Here is an 18,942-nt window from a genome sequence, read left to right as displayed (position 1 = left end):
TGTGTTTTATGTCTCCATTGTACTAAAAACTCAGGAAAAAAGCGAATTCACATAGATTCACCTATGGTGAAAATGACTGTGGATAAGTAATGTTTTTCAATGTTCAGTTGTTGTTAAATATATTCAAAAGCCATAGAATTTGGCTTTGAATCAGAGTTATTTGAAAGATTGAAAGAGTAATCCACAATGAATTAAATTATTCAATCACAAACAATTGGTTATCCACCAATTACCGAAATAATATCGCAAAACAGGTTTTAAAAATTCTCTGTTTTGTACAAAAATTAATTAGTTCCCCAAGGGGGTTCTGAACAGTTACGATGAACATTACAAAAAGCTTAATATGAATCCTGAGTATCTTTTCACTTTAGAGGATGGTACGATTCTAAAAGCAAATACTGTTCGGTCTAAGCTTGAACTCTTTTGTCATAAGAAATTCGATATGCCTGATACGCCAAAAGAAGATCGTTTTTATCGAAGTTTTCATAAGATGAGAAAAACCTATGGATCACTTCTTTACAAAAACGGTGTACATATCAAGACCATTGCAGAATTCATGGGCCACCGAAAAGAAACAACTACTGAAGAATTTTAAAACTACGATTTATCCCGTCCCGAGGAATCAAAAAAGGAAATCGTTGATGCTCTTGATGCTCTGTCAGTTGGTAATATTATCAATTTTTCAAAAAAATGGAAAAAGCGCGTAGAATACGCAAGATGTAGGTTTTTTCGAAATTGTGACCACTTTATATTGATTTGTGACCACTTTACACTAGTGTTAGAAAACAAAAAAATAACGGAAACCCTTGATATTACAGGGTTTCCACTATTCTCAGTCAAGCGGAGAGGGTGGGATTCGAACCCACGCGCCCTCTCGGACAAACGGTTTTCAAGACCGCCTCGTTATGACCACTTCGATACCTCTCCACACTTATTTAATTGTGTCGCTCTTTGTCAGCGACAATATGTATTCTACCATAGCTATATCCATTTTGTCAATATCTCAAAAACATTTTTTCATTTTTATTTTTCATTCGTTTTTCATTTATTGAAGCACGGATGTTCATAAAGCATTTTTTACTTCTTTCGTCTCACAAATACACCTGCTATCTCCAGATCCTCCGGTGTTGTGATTTTGATATTCTCATAGCTCCCCCGCACCAGCCTGATCGGCAGGGAAAGCATCTGTTCCACGACCATCGCGTCATCGGTGATATTTTCCGCTCCACACTCCATCAAAAGCCCGTATGCCTTTTTCACAATGTCGGTTCTGAAAACCTGGGGGGTCTGTATCATCCAGACCAGATTCCGGTTTGGTGTTGCCGTCACAAAGTCCTGCTCGTCGACTGTCTTTATGGTATCTTTTACCGGCATGCCGACCACACACGCATCGTATTCCACCACGTGCTCATACACCCGCTCTATGATCTCCTCATCCACAAATGGACGTGCACCGTCGTGTATAAAAACGTATCCGTCATCTGAAAGCTCCTGCAGACCATTCCAGACTGAGTGGTAGCGTTCTGTCCCGCCACAGGTGATCCGGCTCACTTTATGGATTCCGAACCGTTCCACGATTTCTTTTCTGCAGTAGGACTCCTGTCCTTCGCCAACCACCAGCACGATTTCATCTATCAGCGGGGAATCTTGAAATGTGCGCAGGGAATAATACAGTACCGGTCTGCCATCCAGCTCCAGGTACTGCTTCTGTATCTCTGTGCCCATCCGCGTTCCCTGCCCCGCTGCAAGGACAATCGCGGTGCATCTTTTCTTTGTACTCAGTTGCATATCATTTCTTCCAATCTGTCTGTTTTGTCTTATTCGGCCGGAGCAATCCTGTCGTTTTTGTCTTATTCGGCCGGAGCAATCCCGCCTCTTTTATCTTATTCAGCCGGAGCGATCCTGTCTGCCGCTCCCGCCATGACTTTAACGTTCGCCCAGCTTCAAGTTCGGCACTGCATTCAGATCCAGCCCGTGTCTCGTTCCCGCCATGTACTCGTAGTACGCCGCGGCTCCGATCATCGCCGCATTGTCGGTACACAGAATCGGAGACGGATGGAAAAACTGTACACCGCGCTCCGCACATGCCACTTCCATAGCCGCACGCAGACTGCTGTTAGATGCCACGCCGCCGGCGATTGCGAAACGGTTCATATCATACCTATCCACAGCCTTCATCGTATTTTCCACAAGGACATCGATCACAGCTTTCTGGAAAGAGGCCGCGATATCTGCCCTGTTGTACTCAACATGCTTCATCTCACACGCATTGATGTAATTCAGCACCGACGATTTCAGACCGCTGAAGCTGAAATCATAAGGAGCGTCATCCATGTGCGCCTTCGGAAATGGAATTGCATTGGGATTTCCCTCTTTGGAAAGCTTATCAATCTTTGGCCCGCCCGGATAACCCAGCCCAATCGCACGCGCCACTTTGTCAAACGCCTCGCCTGCCGCATCGTCCCGTGTTCTTCCGATAATGTCGTATTTGCCGTAGTCTTTTACGCACACCAGATGGGTATGCCCGCCGGATACGACCAGACAGATGAACGGCGGCTCCAGATTCTTGTTTTCGATATAGTTCGCGGAGATGTGTCCCTCGATATGATGCACGCCGACTAACGGCAGGTTTTTCGCGTAAGCAATCGCCTTCGCCTCCGCCACACCGACCAGAAGTGCGCCCACAAGTCCCGGACCGTATGTCACACCGATGGCATCGATATTATCCAGCGTCATGCCGGCTTCCCGAAGTGCCTCCTCGATTACCTGGTTGATCTTCTCGATGTGTTTTCTGGATGCGATCTCCGGAACTACACCGCCATACAGCGTATGCAGATCTATCTGTGATGAAATGACGTTGGAGAGCATCTCCCGCCCGTTGCAGACCACCGATGCGGCCGTCTCGTCACAGGAACTCTCTATCGCCAGTATATTTACATTTCTTATTTCTCTCATAATGCCTCCTACCAATTACCCCTATACAACTGTACAGATTTGCCTTTGCTCCGATCTCTCCGGGACGCCCTACGCCTCGTCAAAATCCAGTTCCAGCGACATCCGGTCTTTTCCAGCCTTCGCCCGCGGAAAGATTGCACGCACATCGTCCATGTATTCCTCTGGTCTGGTAAGTGACGGACTGTAATGTGTCAGCCACATTTCACCTACCCCGGCACCCTTCGCAAGCTCCGCAGCCTCATAGAAGGTCATGTGCTTGTATTCCTTTGCCTTGGCCAGCTTGTCCTTCTCCCCGTACATGCCTTCGCAGATGAAAAGATCAGAATCCACTGCATTCTCACGGATGGAATCCGTGGGGCGGGTGTCGGTCGTGTACGTAAGCTTGATTCCCTTGCGCGGTGCTCCCAGCACCATATCCGAGGTGACTGTTCTGCCTTCCCATTCAACGGATCCGCCCTTCTGCAGCGCATTCCAGCACTGCACCGGAAGGCCCAGCTCTTTCGCCTTGTCCACCTGGAATCTGCCGATCCGGTCGATTTCCAGTGTATATCCGTAGCAGAGAACATTGTGATTAACACGGAACGCCTTAAGGCGGTATCCATTCAGTTCAAATGTCTGCTCCGCTCCCTCAATCTCCTTGTAAATGATCGGAAATGGGAGCTCCGGCGCAATGACCCGGAGTGCCGATACCACCCGTTCCAGCCCCTTCGGTCCGATCAGGGTCAGCGGCTCTCTGCGGTCTGCATTGCCCATTGTCAACAAAAGTCCCGGAAGTCCACTGATGTGGTCTCCGTGATAATGCGTAAAACAGATCACATCAATCGGCTTAAAGCTCCACCCTTTTTCTTTGATTGCAATCTGTGTTCCTTCTCCGCAGTCGATAAGGAGACTGCTGCCGTTAAATCTCGTCATAAGCGCTGTAAGCCAGCGATATGGCAGCGGCATCATCCCACCGCATCCTAACAAACATACATCTAACATATATTCCCTCTATTTCTATTCTGAACTCTCATTCCCTTGTTCTTTCTTCTGAGTTTCCGACTTCAGGCTCTTGATTTCAGATTGCTGATTCCAGCTCCTTGATTTCAGGTCCTCGATTTCAGATTCTCGATTTCAGTCATTGTGCAAATTGACTTTATTCCATTTCAACCGGAACCACAAACTCCGCAGTCATCCGATCATAGCAGGACTCGCACAGATCAAACTGATGCCGCTCGCCATCCTTGTCCGCCGGATACTCCCACCGAAAATCCACGGAAAATACCCCCTCCGTCCGGATTCCATTCTCTGCCGAAATCTCTTTTCCGCATCGATTGCAGATAATTTTTTTCACCATCTGTTTTTCCTGCTGTTCACTACTATATTTTCGCATACAGTTCCTCCTATGAATCCGTGTTTCGCGTTACGAACTCATTATATCTGTCCGGCAGGCCTATGACTAGTGGGAACTGTTTCCTCATTTTCCAATCTGTGTGCGCGCCCCGACGTCCTGCACACCAGAAGCGCTGGACTATTTCAGAACATTCAGCTCACGGCTCATGAGCACTGCATCCTCCGTCGGTCCGGAGTAAAAGTTTCTGCGGATTCCATCCTCCACAAACCCCTGACTCCGATAAAAGGATCTGGCTGCCTGATTCTGTTCTCGGACATCCAACAGAATCCTCCGAACATCCTTCTCCCTGCAGCATTGTTCCATGCACTGCATCAGAAAACGCCCTACCCCTCTGCGCTGTCCGCTTTTTGCCACGCCGATGCGAATGAGTTCTCCCTCATCAAAGGAGCGGTAGAAAATGTAATACCCAACCACTTCGCCTTCTGATTCCACGACCGTACAGTCCGCATCCGGCAGTTTTCCAGACTCGCCGATGCTGACCGCACTCCACGGATCCGGAAAAAGTTCCTGCTCCAGCCTCGCGACATCCACCACATCGGCTGCATTCATTTTTCTGCAAATCAACTTTCTGCTCTCCCGTTCCGGGCTCACGGCATCGGCTTTAGCGGCCGCCTGCATGTTTTTGTAAATTTTCATACTGCGCTCCTGCTCCATCTAAGAACGTTCATCCAAGCTCTTCTTGTTCCGTACCCTTGCTCCGTTTCATACCGCCTTCCCCACCACTTCATGCTCTGCGCACTGGAAGTAGCGGGTATACTTACGGACGATCAATCCGCGGAACCGCTGTCTGGCATAATGCCATCTAATGCGTTCTCGTCCGGCACGGTCGCCTCCATCCCCGGTGCTTCTGGATCATCTCTCCACTTTTTATATTCCAGGGCCTTCTCCTCGGCCTTTTTTCTCTCTTCCGCCGCTTTCTTCTCCTCGGTTTCCCGCTCCAGACGCTCACGCTCCGCCTGGGACATACGCAGATATTCCGGCTGATGGTCCATGGCACTCTCGATGCGCCCCTGCTTCATATAGCGCATTCCCAGCGTCCCTACGGAAGCCGCTCTCTGGCGGTTCATATGCTGCGGGGCAAATGTATAAGATATCTTCAGCCCTTTCCTCAGCAGTTCCTTGTAAACCGGAACTCCATCCCCCAGAAATACAACGGGTCTGTTCCAACCGTTCAGACGCTCGATCAGCTCTCCGACAGAAATCGCCACCGGGCGTTCCAAAATTCGTAACTCTTCCTCTAAAAATGTATACATACCTGTGTATACCTGATTACGCCTTGCATCCATGATTGGGCAGATAATTTCCCTGCATCCATAAACGTTAAACGCAAGTCCGTCCAGTGTCGGAACATGAATCAGCGGCTTGTTCAGCGCGAGCCCCAGCCCTTTCGCCGTCGCCGATCCGATACGCAGCCCCGTAAATGACCCCGGGCCTCCTGAGATCGCGATGGCATCGATGGTCTGGAGATCCAGCTCCGTCATCTTCACCACCTCATCCAGCATTGGAAGCAATGTTTGAGAGTGGGTCTTCTTGTAATCCACCGTATATTCTGCCAGTGTGTGATCTTCCTCCACAATCGCTACCGTGGCGACAAGCCCTGAACTGTCTATTGCTAATACTCGCATATTTTACTTCCTTTCCTCTATGGTGATTCTCCGATAATCAAATCCATTGTTTAAATCTTTTTCTATCGTGATCTCGACGCGCTGTTCCGGGAGAAGTTCCTCGATCAGATTCGCCCACTCGATCAGGCTCACGCCTTCCCCGTAGACATACTCCTCAAAGCCAACCTCGTCCATCTCGTCCACATCACCGATCCTGTACACATCGAAATGGTAGAAGGGCAGACGTCCTTCCTCATATACCTGCACGATCGTAAATGTCGGACTGTTGATGGGCTCCTCAATTCCGAGTCCCCTGGCCAGTCCCTGTGTAAACACTGTTTTCCCGACGCCCAGATCCCCCACCAATGTGAATACCTGTCCCGGTTTTGCCCTTTTCCCCAGCTGCTCGCCAATGGCGAATGTCTGCTGCGGACATTTTGTCTCTATTACCATGTTCTCTTTTCCTTTGCTTCTTGTACTGAGGAGGAACCCGCTGCTGACTGAAGGAACCTCAATGCCCGCACAGCATCTAGCTCACCCGCCTGATTTTGACTTTATCCGGTGGCATGTTTGTGGAGATTACCTGAACCACAGCCGCATAATTCTCACCCAACTGCCCGATTGGCAGAATCAAGGTCTGCGCCTTCGACATATAGATAATCAAAGCCTGATTCGTCGAAACGGCCTTGTAAAATGAGTTCCACGGATACTGCTGCCTGTTCTTCCCCTGCCCTGCAGCAACACCGTTCTCATTCACCTCGTAGCTTATCGGCTCCCGGAACATCTCTGTCTTTTTCAGCTGTTCCCCCGACTTGTGCCACAGACTGAAAGGCGTGTACACCAGAAATGCCAGTGCCAGAAACCATTCCGCTGCCGCGATCAATTCACTGCCCTGCTGAAACTGTGTCACTCCGAGTGCCAGACATACCACCCCGATCACCACGCCAAGTATCCCGCTGACATGAGTATATGTATGATAAATCATAAAATCAAATATGTCCTTCTGCGTCATGGTTATTTGAAATTTTGCTGACATTTGCCTCCTCCGCACTCTTATCTGCCACTGTATCATGGATGTAAATCAAACGTTCCTTCTATTGCATTCTCCTGACGCAGTGCTGTGCCTTCCCGCGACGCAGACAAGAGAAGCTGATATTTCACCCGCTCCTCTTCCCCGCCCCGGCACAGTGCCGCAATGACATTTTGCCAGTCAGCTCATCTCTGCGTCGACACATTTGCTTTTCGTTTCACAGTATTTTGGTACATCGTCTCCTAAATAACTACCACATTAAGCTTGTCCGGGTAGTTATTTAGTTTACGGTGTTCTAGTGATGGAACAGACGGATTCCCGTAAATGCCATCGCAATTCCATATTTGTTGCATGTATCAATGACATTGTCATCCCGGACAGAACCGCCCGGCTGCGCAATGTAAGTAACACCGCTCTTATGTGCTCTCTCAATATTGTCACCAAACGGGAAGAACGCATCAGATCCCAGCGCAACATCTGTCATCTGATCTAACCATGCCCGTTTTTCTTCTCTCGTAAACACTTCCGGTTTCACTTTGAAAATGTTCGGCCATGCCGCATCATTTAACACGTCCATGTAATCCTCTCCGATATAGAGATCGATTGCATTGTCTCTGTCCGCGCGTCTGATTCCATCCACAAACTGTAGCCCCAGCACTTGTGGTGACTGACGAAGGAACCAGTTGTCCGCCTTGGAACCGGCAAGTCTGGTACAGTGGATACGCGACTGCTGCCCCGCACCGATTCCGATTGCCTGTCCGTCTTTTACAAAGCACACAGAGTTAGACTGCGTGTACTTCAGGGTGATCATAGAAATTGCAAGATCAATCTTTGCCTGCTCGCTCAGCGTTTTGTTCTCTGTCACAACATTAGAGAAGAAATCCGCATCGATCTTCAGTTCATTTCTTCCCTGCTCAAATGTAACGCCAAACACTTCTTTATGCTCGATCGGCGCCGGCACGTAATCCGGGTCAATCTGAATCACATTGTAATTACCGTTCTTTTTCTGTTTCAGAATCTCCAACGCCTCCGGCTCATATCCCGGTGCGATCACGCCGTCTGAAACTTCGCGTTTAATCAGCTTTGCAGTGTCCACATCGCAGACATCTGACAAAGAGATAAAGTCTCCGAAGGAAGACATTCTGTCTGCACCTCTCGCTCTCGCGTATGCACTTGCCAGTGGAGACAGTTCTCCCAGATCGTCCACCCAGTAAATCTTCGCAAGCGTGTCTGAGAGCGGAAGTCCTACTGCTGCCCCCGCCGGTGACACATGCTTAAAAGAAGTAGCTGCCGGAAGTCCCGTTGCCGCCTTCAGCTCACGTACTAATTGCCAGCCGTTAAATGCATCCAGAAAATTGATATATCCCGGTTTCCCACAGAGCACCTGAATCGGAAGTTCTCCTCCGTCCGCCACATAGATTTTTGATGGTTTCTGATTTGGATTGCATCCGTATTTTAATTCTAATTCTTTCATCTTCGTTCCTCCTAAATAATATGTAGTAAGCCGCCCATGTGCCCTGCACAAGATCGTCTCTTCCTCTTACATGTTTTTATTAACGATCTTTGTCTCGTATGTTCCGCTTGCAATATCAATATATCTGACAAATAATGACACCTTGTTGTCCTCATTCAGACTGTTCCAGAGCGTCTCTGTAAATGCGTCGATGTCCTGATCGATTCCGATCAGCTTCGGCTCACCCTCAAAGCTTGGGAGTGGATTGCCATCCTGCATATAAGTGTGGATAAAATGTCCTTCTCCCGCAACCGGATTCTCGTACGCGAAGGTGTAACGGCTGCATGACTCCGGATTGCCGTTATTGCTCTTCAAGATAGACATCGCGTAGTTGTATCTTCCGTCTTCCAGATGCATGATACCCGAAATTCTCGGTGTGTAGTTCGGGCCATCCGGCTCAAACTCTCTGGAACGCAGTGACTGCTCGAATGTCATCTGACTGTCCATTCCTTCATATATAGTATCTGTCTGATCTCCGTTTGTCACAATCGTCTTGTTGCCAAGTACACGTACCGGCGCGTAGATGATCAGGCTCGGATCTGTCAGCTTGGATGGATCAAATGCCTGTGTGCGGATTCCTGCTCCTTCTTCCACGAACACTCTGTTGCGGCTGTTCTCACTGCGGCCCATAATAAAATACGCGGTCACTGCCTGACTGCCATCCTTGCTTCTTCCGATGATGATTCCTCTTCCCGGGTATGAATTTCCCTGTAACTCTTTTTCAATCGATACCATTTTCATGAATCTTTCTCCTTATAATCTGAATTAATGTGATTACGGTTCCTAACACCGGCTGTTTTATCCCTAACATCCGTAAAGCGAACTTTCATTCTATCTATTATACTCATGAACCACCAAGAGTTCAATCAAAACTTGCGATTAGTGCAGCATTAATATTTATTTCAGTAGTTCCTGTGCCGTCACCACTGACTGCGCCATCACGAGTACTGCATACGGCAGTGCCTCATCATCCACGTGAAAATGATCGTTATGCCATGCAAAGCATTCATCCTCTGCTCTTCGGTTTCCGAACCAGTAGAAAAATCCGGGCACCTCCTGCATAAAATTGGCGAAATCTTCAGACGCCATGGAGGGCTGAGCCGTCACGATCCGTTCCTCCCCCACTGCCCTTTTTGTGGCTTCTATAGCAATCTCGTACATGGCCTGGCCGTTCCACACGGACGGGATTTCTTCCACGATCTCCAACTCCGCCGTGCACTCATAGGCAAGTGCCGTGTGCTCCACGATTGCATTCATGCGCTCCAGTCCGCGCTCCTGTACTTCCGGGCTGAAGGTCCGCATACTGCCCGTCATATTCACCGTGTCCACCACCAGATTCTCCTGCGTTCCCCCATGAATGGAACCGATGGTCAACACCATAGCCTCCTGCGGGGCAACGTTTCTGCTGACGATGGTCTGCAGATTCTGTACCATGGCACTCGAACACACAATGGGATCCACGCAGAGTTCCGGCATGGACCCGTGTCCACCCACACCATGGATCGTGATGCGAAAGTTTTTCTTTGCCGTCATCATCGGCCCCGGATTGACCACCACATTTCCACTCTCCACCTCCGGACGGTTGTGTAGTCCAAAGACAGCTTCTACCCCAAGCGCTTTTAAGAATCCGGTCTCAATCAAAGCCTTCGCGCCGGTCGTGGTCTCCTCCGCCGGCTGGAAAATGAGAATCGCGTCCCCCAGAAGCTCCTCCCTGTGCTCACTCAGGACCATGGCCGCTCCGAGAAGAGATGCCGCGTGGAAATCATGACCACAGGCATGGCAGACCCCCGGGTTCTGAGAAACGTGCTCTGACTCCCACGCCTCCGTCACCACAAGTGCGTCAATGTCTGCCCGCAGGGCTATGTTCCGCCCGGAGCTGCCGCCCTTGATTCTGGCTATCACCGCCGTCTCTACCGGATTTGGAATGATTTCCACCCCCGGGAGCTTCTCCAGAATCTGTCTGATGTACGCCGAAGTTTCCCATTCCTCCCAGGATACCTCCGGATGTTCATGGAGATGGATTCGGATCTCCCGGATTTTTTCTGTCTGCTCTGTTGTCAGTTTCCATTGTTCGCTCATTTTTTTCGTCCCTTCCTTTCCAGATACATAAGAATATACAGGCACCTTGACCAGTTGTCATCTGCTGCTCTGCTCATCGCCCTCGCTCGTTGCCTCCGCTCGTTGTCTCCGCTCGTTGCCTCCGCTCGTTGCCTCCGCTCGTTGCCTCCGCTCGTTGCCTCCGCTCGTTGCCTCCGCTCGTTGCCTCCGCTCGTTGCCTCCGCGAATAGTATACCACAAAAAAGCTGCTGATAAATCAACGATTATCAACAGCTTTCTATATTTATTCTCTTCTCAATGCCTCGATCGGGCTCAGCTTTGCCGCTTTGCGAGCCGGGTAAATTCCGAAAAACAGGCCGATCCCGCAGGCGAACAACGTTGCCCACAGTGCCGCGCTCCACGGAATGGCTGCCGTCATGCTCAGCACTGCGCATACGACAAGTCCAAGAATGATACCGCATATTATTCCGATTCCTCCGCCGATCAGTGCGATGATTGCCGATTCTGCGAGGAACTGGATCATGATGGATCCGGTTTTTGCCCCGAGGGACTTGCGAATACCAATCTCTCTGGTCCGCTCCGTCACGGACACCAGCATGATGTTCATGATTCCGATTCCCCCTACCAGAAGTGCTATGGCAGCAACCACGGTGATAAACACGGTGATCATGCTGAACATAGAAGTCATCTGATCCTGCTCTCCTGCAGCAGTATAAGCCTCAAATATCTTCTCATTTTTCACGCTGTGATTTCGCTTCAGGATATCCATGGTCTCTTTTTCCATGTAATCCGCCGCCACACCTTCCTCCGCCGAGATGTAGATTTCTGCCGTATACGAGTAATCATACCCCCAGACATTCAATGCATTCATCGGCATATAGAGTGTAATCTTGTCGGTATTTCCCATCATCATCGCCATAATTCCGCTGGTTGTCTGGGACTTGCTGACTCCTACGATTTCTGCCTCCTGTATACTTCCGGCCACCTCAATGTCCAGTTTCTGCCCGACAACGTTTTTTGCACCGTACAGTTTCTCGGCATCTGCCTCCGGTATTACACACACCATACTGCCTCCATCTGCCTCACTGGATGTAAAAAATCTGCCGTACAGGATATCCAATCGATCTGTACTCTCCATATCTGCATTTCCCACGCTGATGTTTGTGTCGAAATTGCCTTTGCGTGTTGTCAGCTTTCCTTTGGCACTCCCCGTCGGTGTGACACCTGTGATCCCTTCTATTTCCCTGATTTCTTCCATATCTGTTTCTGTGATTTCCTCCGGAGATGATTCCGCATCTTCCCCTGGCCAGACATACATCACATTTCCAACACTTCCGTACAGGTCTTTGATGGAACCCTGGAGCCCATTTCCGATGGTCGTGATCATAATCACCGAAGAGATTCCGATAATGATTCCCAACATGGTCAGCAGCGTCCTCCCCTTATTCGAACGGATGCTGTCGATGGCCATTTTAAAATATTCACCCAATCGTCCCATTCGTATTACTCCTCTTCTCCCGATGCCGCACCGTCCGATTTGTCGTCTGTCTCACCTGATTTATCATCTGACTTACCTGATTTGCCATCTGTCTCATCTGATTTGCCGTCGCCCTGTACGGTTACAGCACTTCCTTCTTCCACACCGTCAGGCAATTCCCGGATCACCTGCTCGTCAGCCTTGAGACCATCCTTGACCTCTGTGTAATCTGTCGCACTCAGACCGATAGTAACGTTCTTGCGCACTACTTTGTTGTTCTCATCTACCACATAGCAGAAATCTCCATCCGTATCTGTATTCACTGCCGCAGATTCTACGCGAAGGACATCCTTTACATTTCCTATATTCAGAACCACCTTAGCCTGCACTCCCAGGTAAATGTCGCTGTCCGCATTGTCCACACGCACCTTCGTGTTGATTACCTGACCGCCCTGCTCCGTCTTGGTGGCTATCTTGCTGATTTCTGTAACGGTTCCCTTATATTCTTTCTGACCGATGGTGATCTTAGCGGTCTGTCCAGTCTGTACTTTATTGTAGTCCGCCTTGGATACCGGAACCTTGACATACACATCCTCATTACTGGAAACGGTAAACAGTTCTGCTCCCTGTGTCACCAGTGCGCCCTGCTTCACTTTCATGTCTGAGAGAACACCCTTAAATTCAGTCTTCATCCCGTCCTGTCCCTGCGCCAGAAGCTGCTCTGTCGTGGACGCCGCCAGCTGTGCCAGATTGTTCTGTGCACTCATCTGCGCCTGCGCTGCATCTGTCACACCGGCTGTCGCTGCAGCCTTCGTCTCACTCTTCGCCGTTGCAAGCTCTGACTGCAGCTCTGACAGAGTTGACTGTTCCTGTGTAAGTTCATTATTCCACGCCACGATCTGGTCATCTGTCGCAGGCGTAGGTGTCTCGCCGGTCGCCCTTGTCTTTTCATTTTCCAGCTCCTGCACTTCCGCTTTCTTTGGTTCAATCTGATCCGTAAGATCTTTCACCTGCTGTTCCAGCTTCTTCTTTTCTTCCTCTTCCGGAGGGCTTACCTTATCGTTCAGTTTCGTCTGTACGTCCGTCAGCTGCGCCATCAGATCCGTCAGTTCTGCATTGGCGTTCTCATATGCGATCGTGGCATCTGTCACGTACTGGCTTGCATCGGAGGTCAGTTGATTTGTCCGGTCTGCAATTGCCACGTTCAGATCCGCAATATGTGCCTGGGACGCATCGATATCCGCCTGAATCGATCCTTCATCCCGCGTGGTTCTCGCCGCTGCCTGCGCCGCCTTCGCCACAGTATCAAGATTGCCATTCGCTGTCACGGCACTCTCGAGCTGGGCTTTCTGATTATCCTGCGCCAGAGTTGAGGTGTCATACCCGATAATCAGTGTTCCACTCTCCACCGTTGCGCCATCCTCGCCGTTGCACACGTTGATCTTGGCATTTACCGGCGAATAATAAGTCTTCGTGTTTCCACTCGTGACATCCCCTGTGACATTGAGCGTACTCACCACATCACCTTTCTCAGTCTTCGTCACCTCGACGGGCATTCCCGATGCCGATGACTTCATCGCCCGAACAGCTATAACCCCCCCGACGACTACAACACAGCCGACTACAATGGCTGCTATTTTTGCTTTTTTATGCTTCTTGAACATCTCCCTCATCCTCCTCATTTTCCTCGTTTTGATAATCAGCCTCTATTTTTCCATCCTCTATCCTTATAACCCGTTTTACCTGTCTGGCAATGTCATCATCATGGGTGATCAGTATCACTGTCCTCCCCGACTCGTACAGCCCCCGCAAAATTCCAAGGATTTCTCTGCTTGACTTGGAATCCAGATTTCCAGTCGGCTCATCAGCCAGAATCACAGGTGGTCCGGATGCAATGGCTCTTGCAATTGCCACACGCTGCTGCTGTCCACCGGACATCTCGGAGGGCTTGTGATTCATACGTGCCCCCAGTCCAACTTTCTCCAGGGCTTCGCCTGCCAGTTTTCTCCGCTCTTTTTTTCCGATTCCGCGGTAGATGAGCGGCAACTCCACGTTATCCACTGCATTCAGATTAGCAATCAGATTGAATCCCTGAAATATAAATCCGATCTCCTCATTGCGAATCTCCGACAGCTCGTTATCTGTCAGTTTCAGTACTTCGCGGCCATGTAATTCGTAGTCACCGGATGTCGGTGTATCCAGACAACCGAGCATATTCATCAGTGTGGATTTTCCGGATCCGGAATGTCCGACGATGGCCACAAACTCTCCGACGTCGATATTCAGGTTCACGTGATCCAGTGCCCGGACTTCGTTTTCTCCCGGGTTGTATACTTTGCATACATCGCAAAGTCTGATTAAAGTCTCCATTCCATTCCCTCCTGTTGAGCAGATGCATTTAAAAGTAAGTATTGTCCGCCTGGCATCCGCATAGGCCTCAAGGCTTATTCCACCTGCGGCGGGTTCTCCCCAGCACAGATCGGCTTTCATTTTCTGCACGCTTATATCATACAAAATCCATTTTTTCTTTTCATTAAATAAACCTTAACATTTCCTTAAGATAGGCACACACTTTTTTATTGTACCATGGATTTCTTTTTCTGCAATGTGTTAATGCGTCAGTTTGTGGGCGCGACAAGACAACCAGCGCGAGTTTGCACTGGCATTCCTCTGTAAAATTCGGATATTCTCTGGGAGTGCAAGAATAAAAATGTACGAAAAAAGCCCATGAATGCAAGCATTCCGGGCTTCTTTTGTACATATTTTTCTGCAGATAGCTGCTTATCTCTTTGTGACGATTTATTATCGTTTTGAGAACTGTGGTGCTCTACGAGCTGATTTGAGACCATATTTCTTACGCTCTTTCATACGTGGATCACGTGTTAAGTAACCAGCCTTCTTCAGTGTTGATCTGTACTCGTCAGAATCTACCTGAAGTAACGCTCTTGCGATACCGTGACGGATTGCTCCAGCCTGTCCTGTGTATCCACCACCATGTACGTTTACTAACACATCAAACTTGTCGTTTGTCTGTGTTGCAACGAGTGGCTGACGAACTACAACCTTGAGTGTCTCAAGACCGAGGTATTCGTCGATATCTCTTTTATTTATTGTGATTTTACCTGTTCCAGGTACTAAATATACTCTTGCGATTGATTTTTTTCTTCTTCCTGTTCCGTAATACTTTGCACTAGCCAATGTAATATCCTCCTTTCAACCTATCCTTAAAATGTCAATACTTCTGGTTTCTGAGCCTGCTGTTCATGCTCTGGTCCAGCGTATACGTGAAGTTTTGTGATCATCTGTCTTCCCAAAGGTCCTTTTGGAAGCATACCTTTTACAGCAAGTTCGATTACTTTTTCAGGTTTCTTAGCCATCATTTCTCTTAAGGTAGTCTCTTTCATTCCACCTACATAATCTGAATGATGATAGTATACTTTCTGGTCTAACTTCTTACCAGATACTGTAACCTTGTCAGCGTTTACAACCACTACATAATCACCTGTATCAGCGTGTGGTGTATAAATCGGTTTATTCTTTCCTCTTAAAACTTTTGCAATCTCTGATGAAAGACGTCCTAATGTACATCCTTCAGCATCAACTACATACCATTTTCTCTCAACTTTTTCTGGATTAGCCATATAAGTTTTCATGGATTTACCTCCTGTATAATCAATTTCAATTTTAGTTTTCTTATGAAACCAGGCCGCTCCGGGGCATTGGTGCGTACTGTTTCGTTTTGTCATGCTGTACTATTATATTACACGAATCCGTGTGTGTCAACCGTTTTCCAAGTAAAATGTTTATTTCGACAAATCGGTGATTTTTTGCAGCATTGCCTCACAGCCTTCCACAATATCGTCGTATGTCACATCGAAATTCCCGGAATACCAGGGGTCTGCAATATCCCGCGGATGCTCCGAAAAATCCAGCAGGCAACAAATCTTGTTGTCCGGATCCTTGCCGACGATCGACTGCATTCTCCGGATGTTGTACTGTTCCATGGCAATCAGATAGTCATATTTCTCATAATCTGTTCTCCGAAGCTGAACCGCCCGCTTTCCGTCTGTTCGGATTCCGTGCTCTGCCAGTTTCCTGCGGGTTCCGGGATGCACCGGATTGCCGATCTCTTCCATGCTGGTCGCGGCGGAGGCGATGTGGAACTGGTCTGTGAGTCCCCTTTTTTGTATCATGTCTTTCATTACGAACTCGGCCATCGGGCTCCTGCAGATGTTGCCGTGGCAGATGAATAGTATTTTTATCATATCTTGGTATATCCTTTCCTATTGTGACAAAAGCCCATATCCCTCAGATCTTGAGCCCCTTTTATCATCTCTTATTTTCACTGTTTCTTAGTATATTCTTGCATATCTTTGCCACCACAAAAGGTGAAAATGTAGGTAAAACAGAAATCCAAGAGCAACGATCCAATATACCAATACACTCCCTTCCGCATCTGGAATAACTATCTTGCTACCAGAGAAGTCAGCGAATGAAAAACTGCCCGTGAACAGTTTGTGTCAGATGTTGGGCATCTCACATTTGCTTTATAAAAACGAATGCCAGAACTGGTGAAATAAAATCAACAAAGCAACATTATTACCAATTTTCTTGAGTCTTCCGAATTTACCAAATAGATCTGCTACCTGCTCCATGCTCCTTGATCAATCTTTCCCATGCCTCTAGGCTATTATCATCCTTAGCCTGTCCTTTTGTTGGTACTCTCCCATAACTGTAAATCATAAAATCTCCTTTCCACTTCTAAGGCATAAAAAAAGAAAGCCACTTCGAGACCTCTGTGTTTAATACTTTTAAATATAAGAAATAACACCGCTCCGTCCCTTGATTTATCATCTTGGGTGAAACGGTGTCAGAACTTTTAAGTTCTAGATATCTGGGCAACTAAACTTTATGCTTATGCAATTCCCAGTTTGTTAAACATCCCATGATATTTTTCTGCCATTTTTCTGTATGGTCTAACTTTGCTATTACCTTCTCTTCGTTAAAAAGCTCTCTTTTTTTCTTTTGACTCAATAATTCCCAGTTCTCTTTAGGAATTATATATGTCGCATTACCATAAACCGCAGATTCCAAAACACAATAGTTATTAAACACATATGCATAATACCCATTAAATCCATTTATGCCTTCGACAATCTTTTCCGTTTTAAATGTCTCCATGTACTCAAGTCTAAAAATGCTATATGTGTCTATCTTTTGTCTATGCTCCATCAACTGTTTTTTAATATGCTTACTTGGAAGTTCTCCTGCTGGTAATATCTCCCAGTTACATCTTTGCCTTCTCGTTGAATTATCAATCTGAATATTTTCTTCAAAAATATAGCAGACACCATATATTTCAAGAAACAAATTAATCGTTTCCTTTAAATACTTTTCTCTGATTTCATCTGTCATATCAGCAATCACAAATATTTCTCCACTCTCATTCTGATACAGATGCAATTCTATTCCACAAGGTGGAACTTCCACTCTAGGATAACACAGTTTATAGATATCAGCAGCAACCATAGATGCATTAGTATTTCCAAATGGATACACCCAGTTTGTTGACACATAACGGCGTTCTTTTGGTTTAGTCTTATCTGCATAAGTATACCCATATGCATTTTTTCTGCTCTGTGCACCGAAATTTCCTAAAGGTAGTACCATATCTCCCTGTTCATAAAGACATACTCTCTCAGCTTCATCTCCAGATACTGGTGTTACTGACCTGGTCGCTTGTCACAATCTTGCTTTTTTGCACTGACAAGGTTTTGCTTAGATTTGTGTCAAATGTTCCTTTTGGTTTGCCGGCAGGCAATACCTGCCAGCGGTGTATTACTGTATGTACTTACTAAGTTCTGTAAGTGCAGAGGCCACGCTGCACGCATCAGTTTTTGAAAGACCTGAATACTGAATTAATCTCTCTGTATTCCAAAACTGATCTGTTAATGCAGCAAGTTCACTTCCGACATTCCAGTTGGGAATACAAATATAGTTTCCATAAGCATGCGGTCCAAACAGCAAGTGAAAGGTACTTCCTTCGGCAATTACTTCCGCTTCATAGGGCGGTTTGGTGTGAATCAGATGAATCTGTCCTTCCCATTGCTTGCGGTTCATGCCGGATAATCCATGGCAAATGTATGATATCATGGCTCACTCACCACCCTTCAGCATCTCGTGGTCAATGACAAACCGAATCATGCTGTCATCAATCAGACGTCGATTCTGCTGAAATGCATACATGAGGCTCTTTTCACAGATGCGGTTAATACGCCTTGGTATTCCTGTGGATTCCTTATAGATATCATCCACAGCGGCATCGGTAAAGATATCCTGTCTGCCATTTGCGTATGCCAGATGTGTCTGCATGTATTTTCCTGTTTCAGAGCGGTCAAGGTGTGGCAGAATACAGTTGATATCGATGCGTTGCCTTACAGCTGCATAACGCTGGAGATTCAGCTTGTCCCAGAGTTCATTCTGTCCGACAAGCACCAGTGCCATGGGACTCATGGAATCAAAGCGGTAATTCAACAGGAAGCGGAACTCTTCATTACTTGAGATCTCGAGTAATGCAAATTATTCCTTGGATTAGATTATTCGAGGAAATAGCAAAAATATTAGGGGAATCCAATGCTGTCACTCAATCTCCTCGAATAATCTTCGGTTTATATTTATTTTAGAAAACCAGGAACATTGCTTATTGTATGTGTCTCATTTTCGGCTTTCGTTTCAGGGAACCACTTTGAAGACCAGTTTTTTAAATCTCTGTCCATCTTTTGCTGTGACAGGACAGCATACAGAGATGTGGTATACACCGAGGAATGGCCGAGAAATGTGCGGATCACCTCCATTTCAATCCCAGATTCAAGCATATGCGAAGCGGCTGTCCGGCGCATCGTGTGAGGGGTA

At 47.5% G+C, this 18,942-nt stretch carries 23 protein-coding genes and 1 tRNA gene; 1 reads left to right on the top strand and 23 read right to left on the bottom strand.

The window, feature by feature from the left end; translation table 11 throughout:
• The first annotated feature begins 343 nt into the window (after positions 1-343).
• A complete protein-coding gene (locus BUB85_RS22675; protein ID WP_073112858.1) occupies positions 344-595 on the top strand; it encodes a tyrosine-type recombinase/integrase in 252 nt (83 codons plus the stop codon).
• A gap of 246 nt (positions 596-841) precedes the next feature.
• On the opposite strand, the gene BUB85_RS17590 is transcribed toward BUB85_RS22675, so the two are convergent.
• From BUB85_RS17590 to BUB85_RS17480, 23 genes are all read right to left on the bottom strand, one after another.
• Positions 842-927: transfer RNA gene (locus BUB85_RS17590), tRNA-Ser, on the bottom strand.
• A gap of 150 nt (positions 928-1,077) precedes the next feature.
• Complete coding sequence (ispD, locus tag BUB85_RS17585) at positions 1,078-1,788, bottom strand: 2-C-methyl-D-erythritol 4-phosphate cytidylyltransferase (protein WP_073112857.1); 711 nt, start codon at positions 1,786-1,788, stop codon at positions 1,078-1,080.
• A gap of 138 nt (positions 1,789-1,926) precedes the next feature.
• Positions 1,927-2,955 (bottom strand): tRNA (adenosine(37)-N6)-threonylcarbamoyltransferase complex transferase subunit TsaD, encoded by a 1,029-nt coding sequence (gene tsaD, locus BUB85_RS17580; RefSeq protein ID WP_073112856.1) that lies wholly within the window; start codon positions 2,953-2,955, stop codon positions 1,927-1,929.
• 69 nt (positions 2,956-3,024) lie between these two features.
• Positions 3,025-3,936, bottom strand: coding sequence for a ribonuclease Z (locus BUB85_RS17575; protein ID WP_073112855.1), 912 nt, complete (start codon positions 3,934-3,936; stop codon positions 3,025-3,027).
• Between the two features lie 154 nt (positions 3,937-4,090).
• Entirely contained in the window at positions 4,091-4,327 is a 237-nt protein-coding gene (locus BUB85_RS17570; RefSeq protein ID WP_073112854.1) for a hypothetical protein, read from the bottom strand.
• A gap of 138 nt (positions 4,328-4,465) precedes the next feature.
• A complete protein-coding gene (gene rimI, locus BUB85_RS17565) occupies positions 4,466-4,984 on the bottom strand; it encodes a ribosomal protein S18-alanine N-acetyltransferase (RefSeq protein WP_159434677.1) in 519 nt (172 codons plus the stop codon).
• A 131-nt stretch (positions 4,985-5,115) separates the two neighbouring features.
• Positions 5,116-5,973 (bottom strand): tRNA (adenosine(37)-N6)-threonylcarbamoyltransferase complex dimerization subunit type 1 TsaB, encoded by an 858-nt coding sequence (tsaB, locus tag BUB85_RS17560; RefSeq protein WP_084534113.1) that lies wholly within the window; start codon positions 5,971-5,973, stop codon positions 5,116-5,118.
• Positions 5,974-5,976: 3 nt separating this feature from the next.
• Positions 5,977-6,405, bottom strand: coding sequence for a tRNA (adenosine(37)-N6)-threonylcarbamoyltransferase complex ATPase subunit type 1 TsaE (gene tsaE / locus BUB85_RS17555; protein WP_073112853.1), 429 nt, complete (start codon positions 6,403-6,405; stop codon positions 5,977-5,979).
• 76 nt (positions 6,406-6,481) lie between these two features.
• Entirely contained in the window at positions 6,482-6,988 is a 507-nt protein-coding gene (locus BUB85_RS17550) for a YcxB family protein (protein WP_073112852.1), read from the bottom strand.
• Between the two features lie 289 nt (positions 6,989-7,277).
• The gene (locus tag BUB85_RS17545; RefSeq protein WP_073112851.1) at positions 7,278-8,456 is read right to left on the bottom strand and encodes a phosphoribosylaminoimidazolecarboxamide formyltransferase; all 1,179 of its coding nucleotides are present in this window, start codon (positions 8,454-8,456) and stop codon (positions 7,278-7,280) included.
• Positions 8,457-8,522: 66 nt separating this feature from the next.
• Positions 8,523-9,236: an IMP cyclohydrolase gene (locus BUB85_RS17540; RefSeq protein ID WP_073112850.1), complete on the bottom strand. Its 714-nt coding sequence runs from the start codon at positions 9,234-9,236 to the stop codon at positions 8,523-8,525.
• 156 nt (positions 9,237-9,392) lie between these two features.
• A complete protein-coding gene (locus BUB85_RS17535) occupies positions 9,393-10,574 on the bottom strand; it encodes a M20 metallopeptidase family protein (protein WP_073112849.1) in 1,182 nt (393 codons plus the stop codon).
• A 57-nt stretch (positions 10,575-10,631) separates the two neighbouring features.
• On the bottom strand, positions 10,632-10,793 hold the full coding sequence (locus BUB85_RS21585) for a hypothetical protein (RefSeq protein WP_159434676.1): 162 nt from the start codon (positions 10,791-10,793) through the stop codon (positions 10,632-10,634).
• 43 nt (positions 10,794-10,836) lie between these two features.
• A complete protein-coding gene (locus BUB85_RS17525) occupies positions 10,837-12,051 on the bottom strand; it encodes an ABC transporter permease (RefSeq protein ID WP_073112847.1) in 1,215 nt (404 codons plus the stop codon).
• Positions 12,052-12,056: 5 nt separating this feature from the next.
• Positions 12,057-13,694, bottom strand: a complete 1,638-nt coding sequence (locus BUB85_RS17520; protein WP_073112846.1) for an efflux RND transporter periplasmic adaptor subunit — start codon at positions 13,692-13,694, stop codon at positions 12,057-12,059.
• Entirely contained in the window at positions 13,678-14,400 is a 723-nt protein-coding gene (locus BUB85_RS17515; RefSeq protein ID WP_073112845.1) for an ABC transporter ATP-binding protein, read from the bottom strand. The genes BUB85_RS17520 and BUB85_RS17515 overlap by 17 nt, the downstream gene beginning before the upstream one ends.
• Positions 14,401-14,832: 432 nt before the next feature.
• Positions 14,833-15,228 carry a 30S ribosomal protein S9 gene (gene rpsI, locus BUB85_RS17510; RefSeq protein WP_073112844.1) on the bottom strand — a complete coding sequence of 132 codons (396 nt, stop codon included), beginning with the start codon at positions 15,226-15,228 and terminating at the stop codon, positions 14,833-14,835.
• 26 nt (positions 15,229-15,254) lie between these two features.
• The gene (gene rplM, locus BUB85_RS17505) at positions 15,255-15,683 is read right to left on the bottom strand and encodes a 50S ribosomal protein L13 (protein WP_073112843.1); all 429 of its coding nucleotides are present in this window, start codon (positions 15,681-15,683) and stop codon (positions 15,255-15,257) included.
• 150 nt (positions 15,684-15,833) lie between these two features.
• Positions 15,834-16,295 carry a low molecular weight protein-tyrosine-phosphatase gene (locus tag BUB85_RS17500; protein ID WP_073112842.1) on the bottom strand — a complete coding sequence of 154 codons (462 nt, stop codon included), beginning with the start codon at positions 16,293-16,295 and terminating at the stop codon, positions 15,834-15,836.
• A 637-nt stretch (positions 16,296-16,932) separates the two neighbouring features.
• Positions 16,933-17,700 (bottom strand): hypothetical protein, encoded by a 768-nt coding sequence (locus BUB85_RS17495; RefSeq protein ID WP_073112841.1) that lies wholly within the window; start codon positions 17,698-17,700, stop codon positions 16,933-16,935.
• Positions 17,701-17,868: 168 nt separating this feature from the next.
• Entirely contained in the window at positions 17,869-18,183 is a 315-nt protein-coding gene (locus BUB85_RS17490; RefSeq protein WP_084534110.1) for a DUF6618 family protein, read from the bottom strand.
• Between the two features lie 3 nt (positions 18,184-18,186).
• Positions 18,187-18,564: an ExeA family protein gene (locus BUB85_RS17485; protein WP_143160776.1), complete on the bottom strand. Its 378-nt coding sequence runs from the start codon at positions 18,562-18,564 to the stop codon at positions 18,187-18,189.
• A 140-nt stretch (positions 18,565-18,704) separates the two neighbouring features.
• Positions 18,705-18,942: tyrosine-type recombinase/integrase (locus BUB85_RS17480; RefSeq protein WP_159434675.1), on the bottom strand; the 238-nt coding region annotated here is incomplete at its 5' end.

Origin of the sequence: Hespellia stercorisuis DSM 15480 (assembly GCF_900142165.1) — a bacterium.
GTDB classification, from domain to species: Bacteria; Bacillota; Clostridia; order Lachnospirales; family Lachnospiraceae; genus Hespellia; species Hespellia stercorisuis.
This window is presented reverse-complemented; position numbering and strand designations above follow the sequence as displayed.

Bases quoted from the DNA above. Each gene is read 5' to 3' on its own strand.
- BUB85_RS22675 (WP_073112858.1), top strand. From the start codon at position 344: ATGAATCCTGAGTATCTTTTCACTTTAGAGGATGGTACGATTCTAAAA.
- ispD (WP_073112857.1), bottom strand. From the start codon at position 1,788: ATGCAACTGAGTACAAAGAAAAGATGCACCGCGATTGTCCTTGCAGCG.
- tsaD (WP_073112856.1), bottom strand. From the start codon at position 2,955: ATGAGAGAAATAAGAAATGTAAATATACTGGCGATAGAGAGTTCCTGT.
- BUB85_RS17575 (WP_073112855.1), bottom strand. From the start codon at position 3,936: ATGTTAGATGTATGTTTGTTAGGATGCGGTGGGATGATGCCGCTGCCA.
- BUB85_RS17570 (WP_073112854.1), bottom strand. From the start codon at position 4,327: ATGCGAAAATATAGTAGTGAACAGCAGGAAAAACAGATGGTGAAAAAA.
- rimI (WP_159434677.1), bottom strand. From the start codon at position 4,984: ATGAAAATTTACAAAAACATGCAGGCGGCCGCTAAAGCCGATGCCGTG.
- tsaB (WP_084534113.1), bottom strand. From the start codon at position 5,973: ATGCGAGTATTAGCAATAGACAGTTCAGGGCTTGTCGCCACGGTAGCG.
- tsaE (WP_073112853.1), bottom strand. From the start codon at position 6,405: ATGGTAATAGAGACAAAATGTCCGCAGCAGACATTCGCCATTGGCGAG.
- BUB85_RS17550 (WP_073112852.1), bottom strand. From the start codon at position 6,988: ATGTCAGCAAAATTTCAAATAACCATGACGCAGAAGGACATATTTGAT.
- BUB85_RS17545 (WP_073112851.1), bottom strand. From the start codon at position 8,456: ATGAAAGAATTAGAATTAAAATACGGATGCAATCCAAATCAGAAACCA.
- BUB85_RS17540 (WP_073112850.1), bottom strand. From the start codon at position 9,236: ATGAAAATGGTATCGATTGAAAAAGAGTTACAGGGAAATTCATACCCG.
- BUB85_RS17535 (WP_073112849.1), bottom strand. From the start codon at position 10,574: ATGAGCGAACAATGGAAACTGACAACAGAGCAGACAGAAAAAATCCGG.
- BUB85_RS17525 (WP_073112847.1), bottom strand. From the start codon at position 12,051: ATGGGACGATTGGGTGAATATTTTAAAATGGCCATCGACAGCATCCGT.
- BUB85_RS17520 (WP_073112846.1), bottom strand. From the start codon at position 13,694: ATGTTCAAGAAGCATAAAAAAGCAAAAATAGCAGCCATTGTAGTCGGC.
- BUB85_RS17515 (WP_073112845.1), bottom strand. From the start codon at position 14,400: ATGGAGACTTTAATCAGACTTTGCGATGTATGCAAAGTATACAACCCG.
- rplM (WP_073112843.1), bottom strand. From the start codon at position 15,683: ATGAAAACTTATATGGCTAATCCAGAAAAAGTTGAGAGAAAATGGTAT.
- BUB85_RS17500 (WP_073112842.1), bottom strand. From the start codon at position 16,295: ATGATAAAAATACTATTCATCTGCCACGGCAACATCTGCAGGAGCCCG.
- BUB85_RS17495 (WP_073112841.1), bottom strand. From the start codon at position 17,700: ATGGTACTACCTTTAGGAAATTTCGGTGCACAGAGCAGAAAAAATGCA.
- BUB85_RS17490 (WP_084534110.1), bottom strand. From the start codon at position 18,183: ATGATATCATACATTTGCCATGGATTATCCGGCATGAACCGCAAGCAA.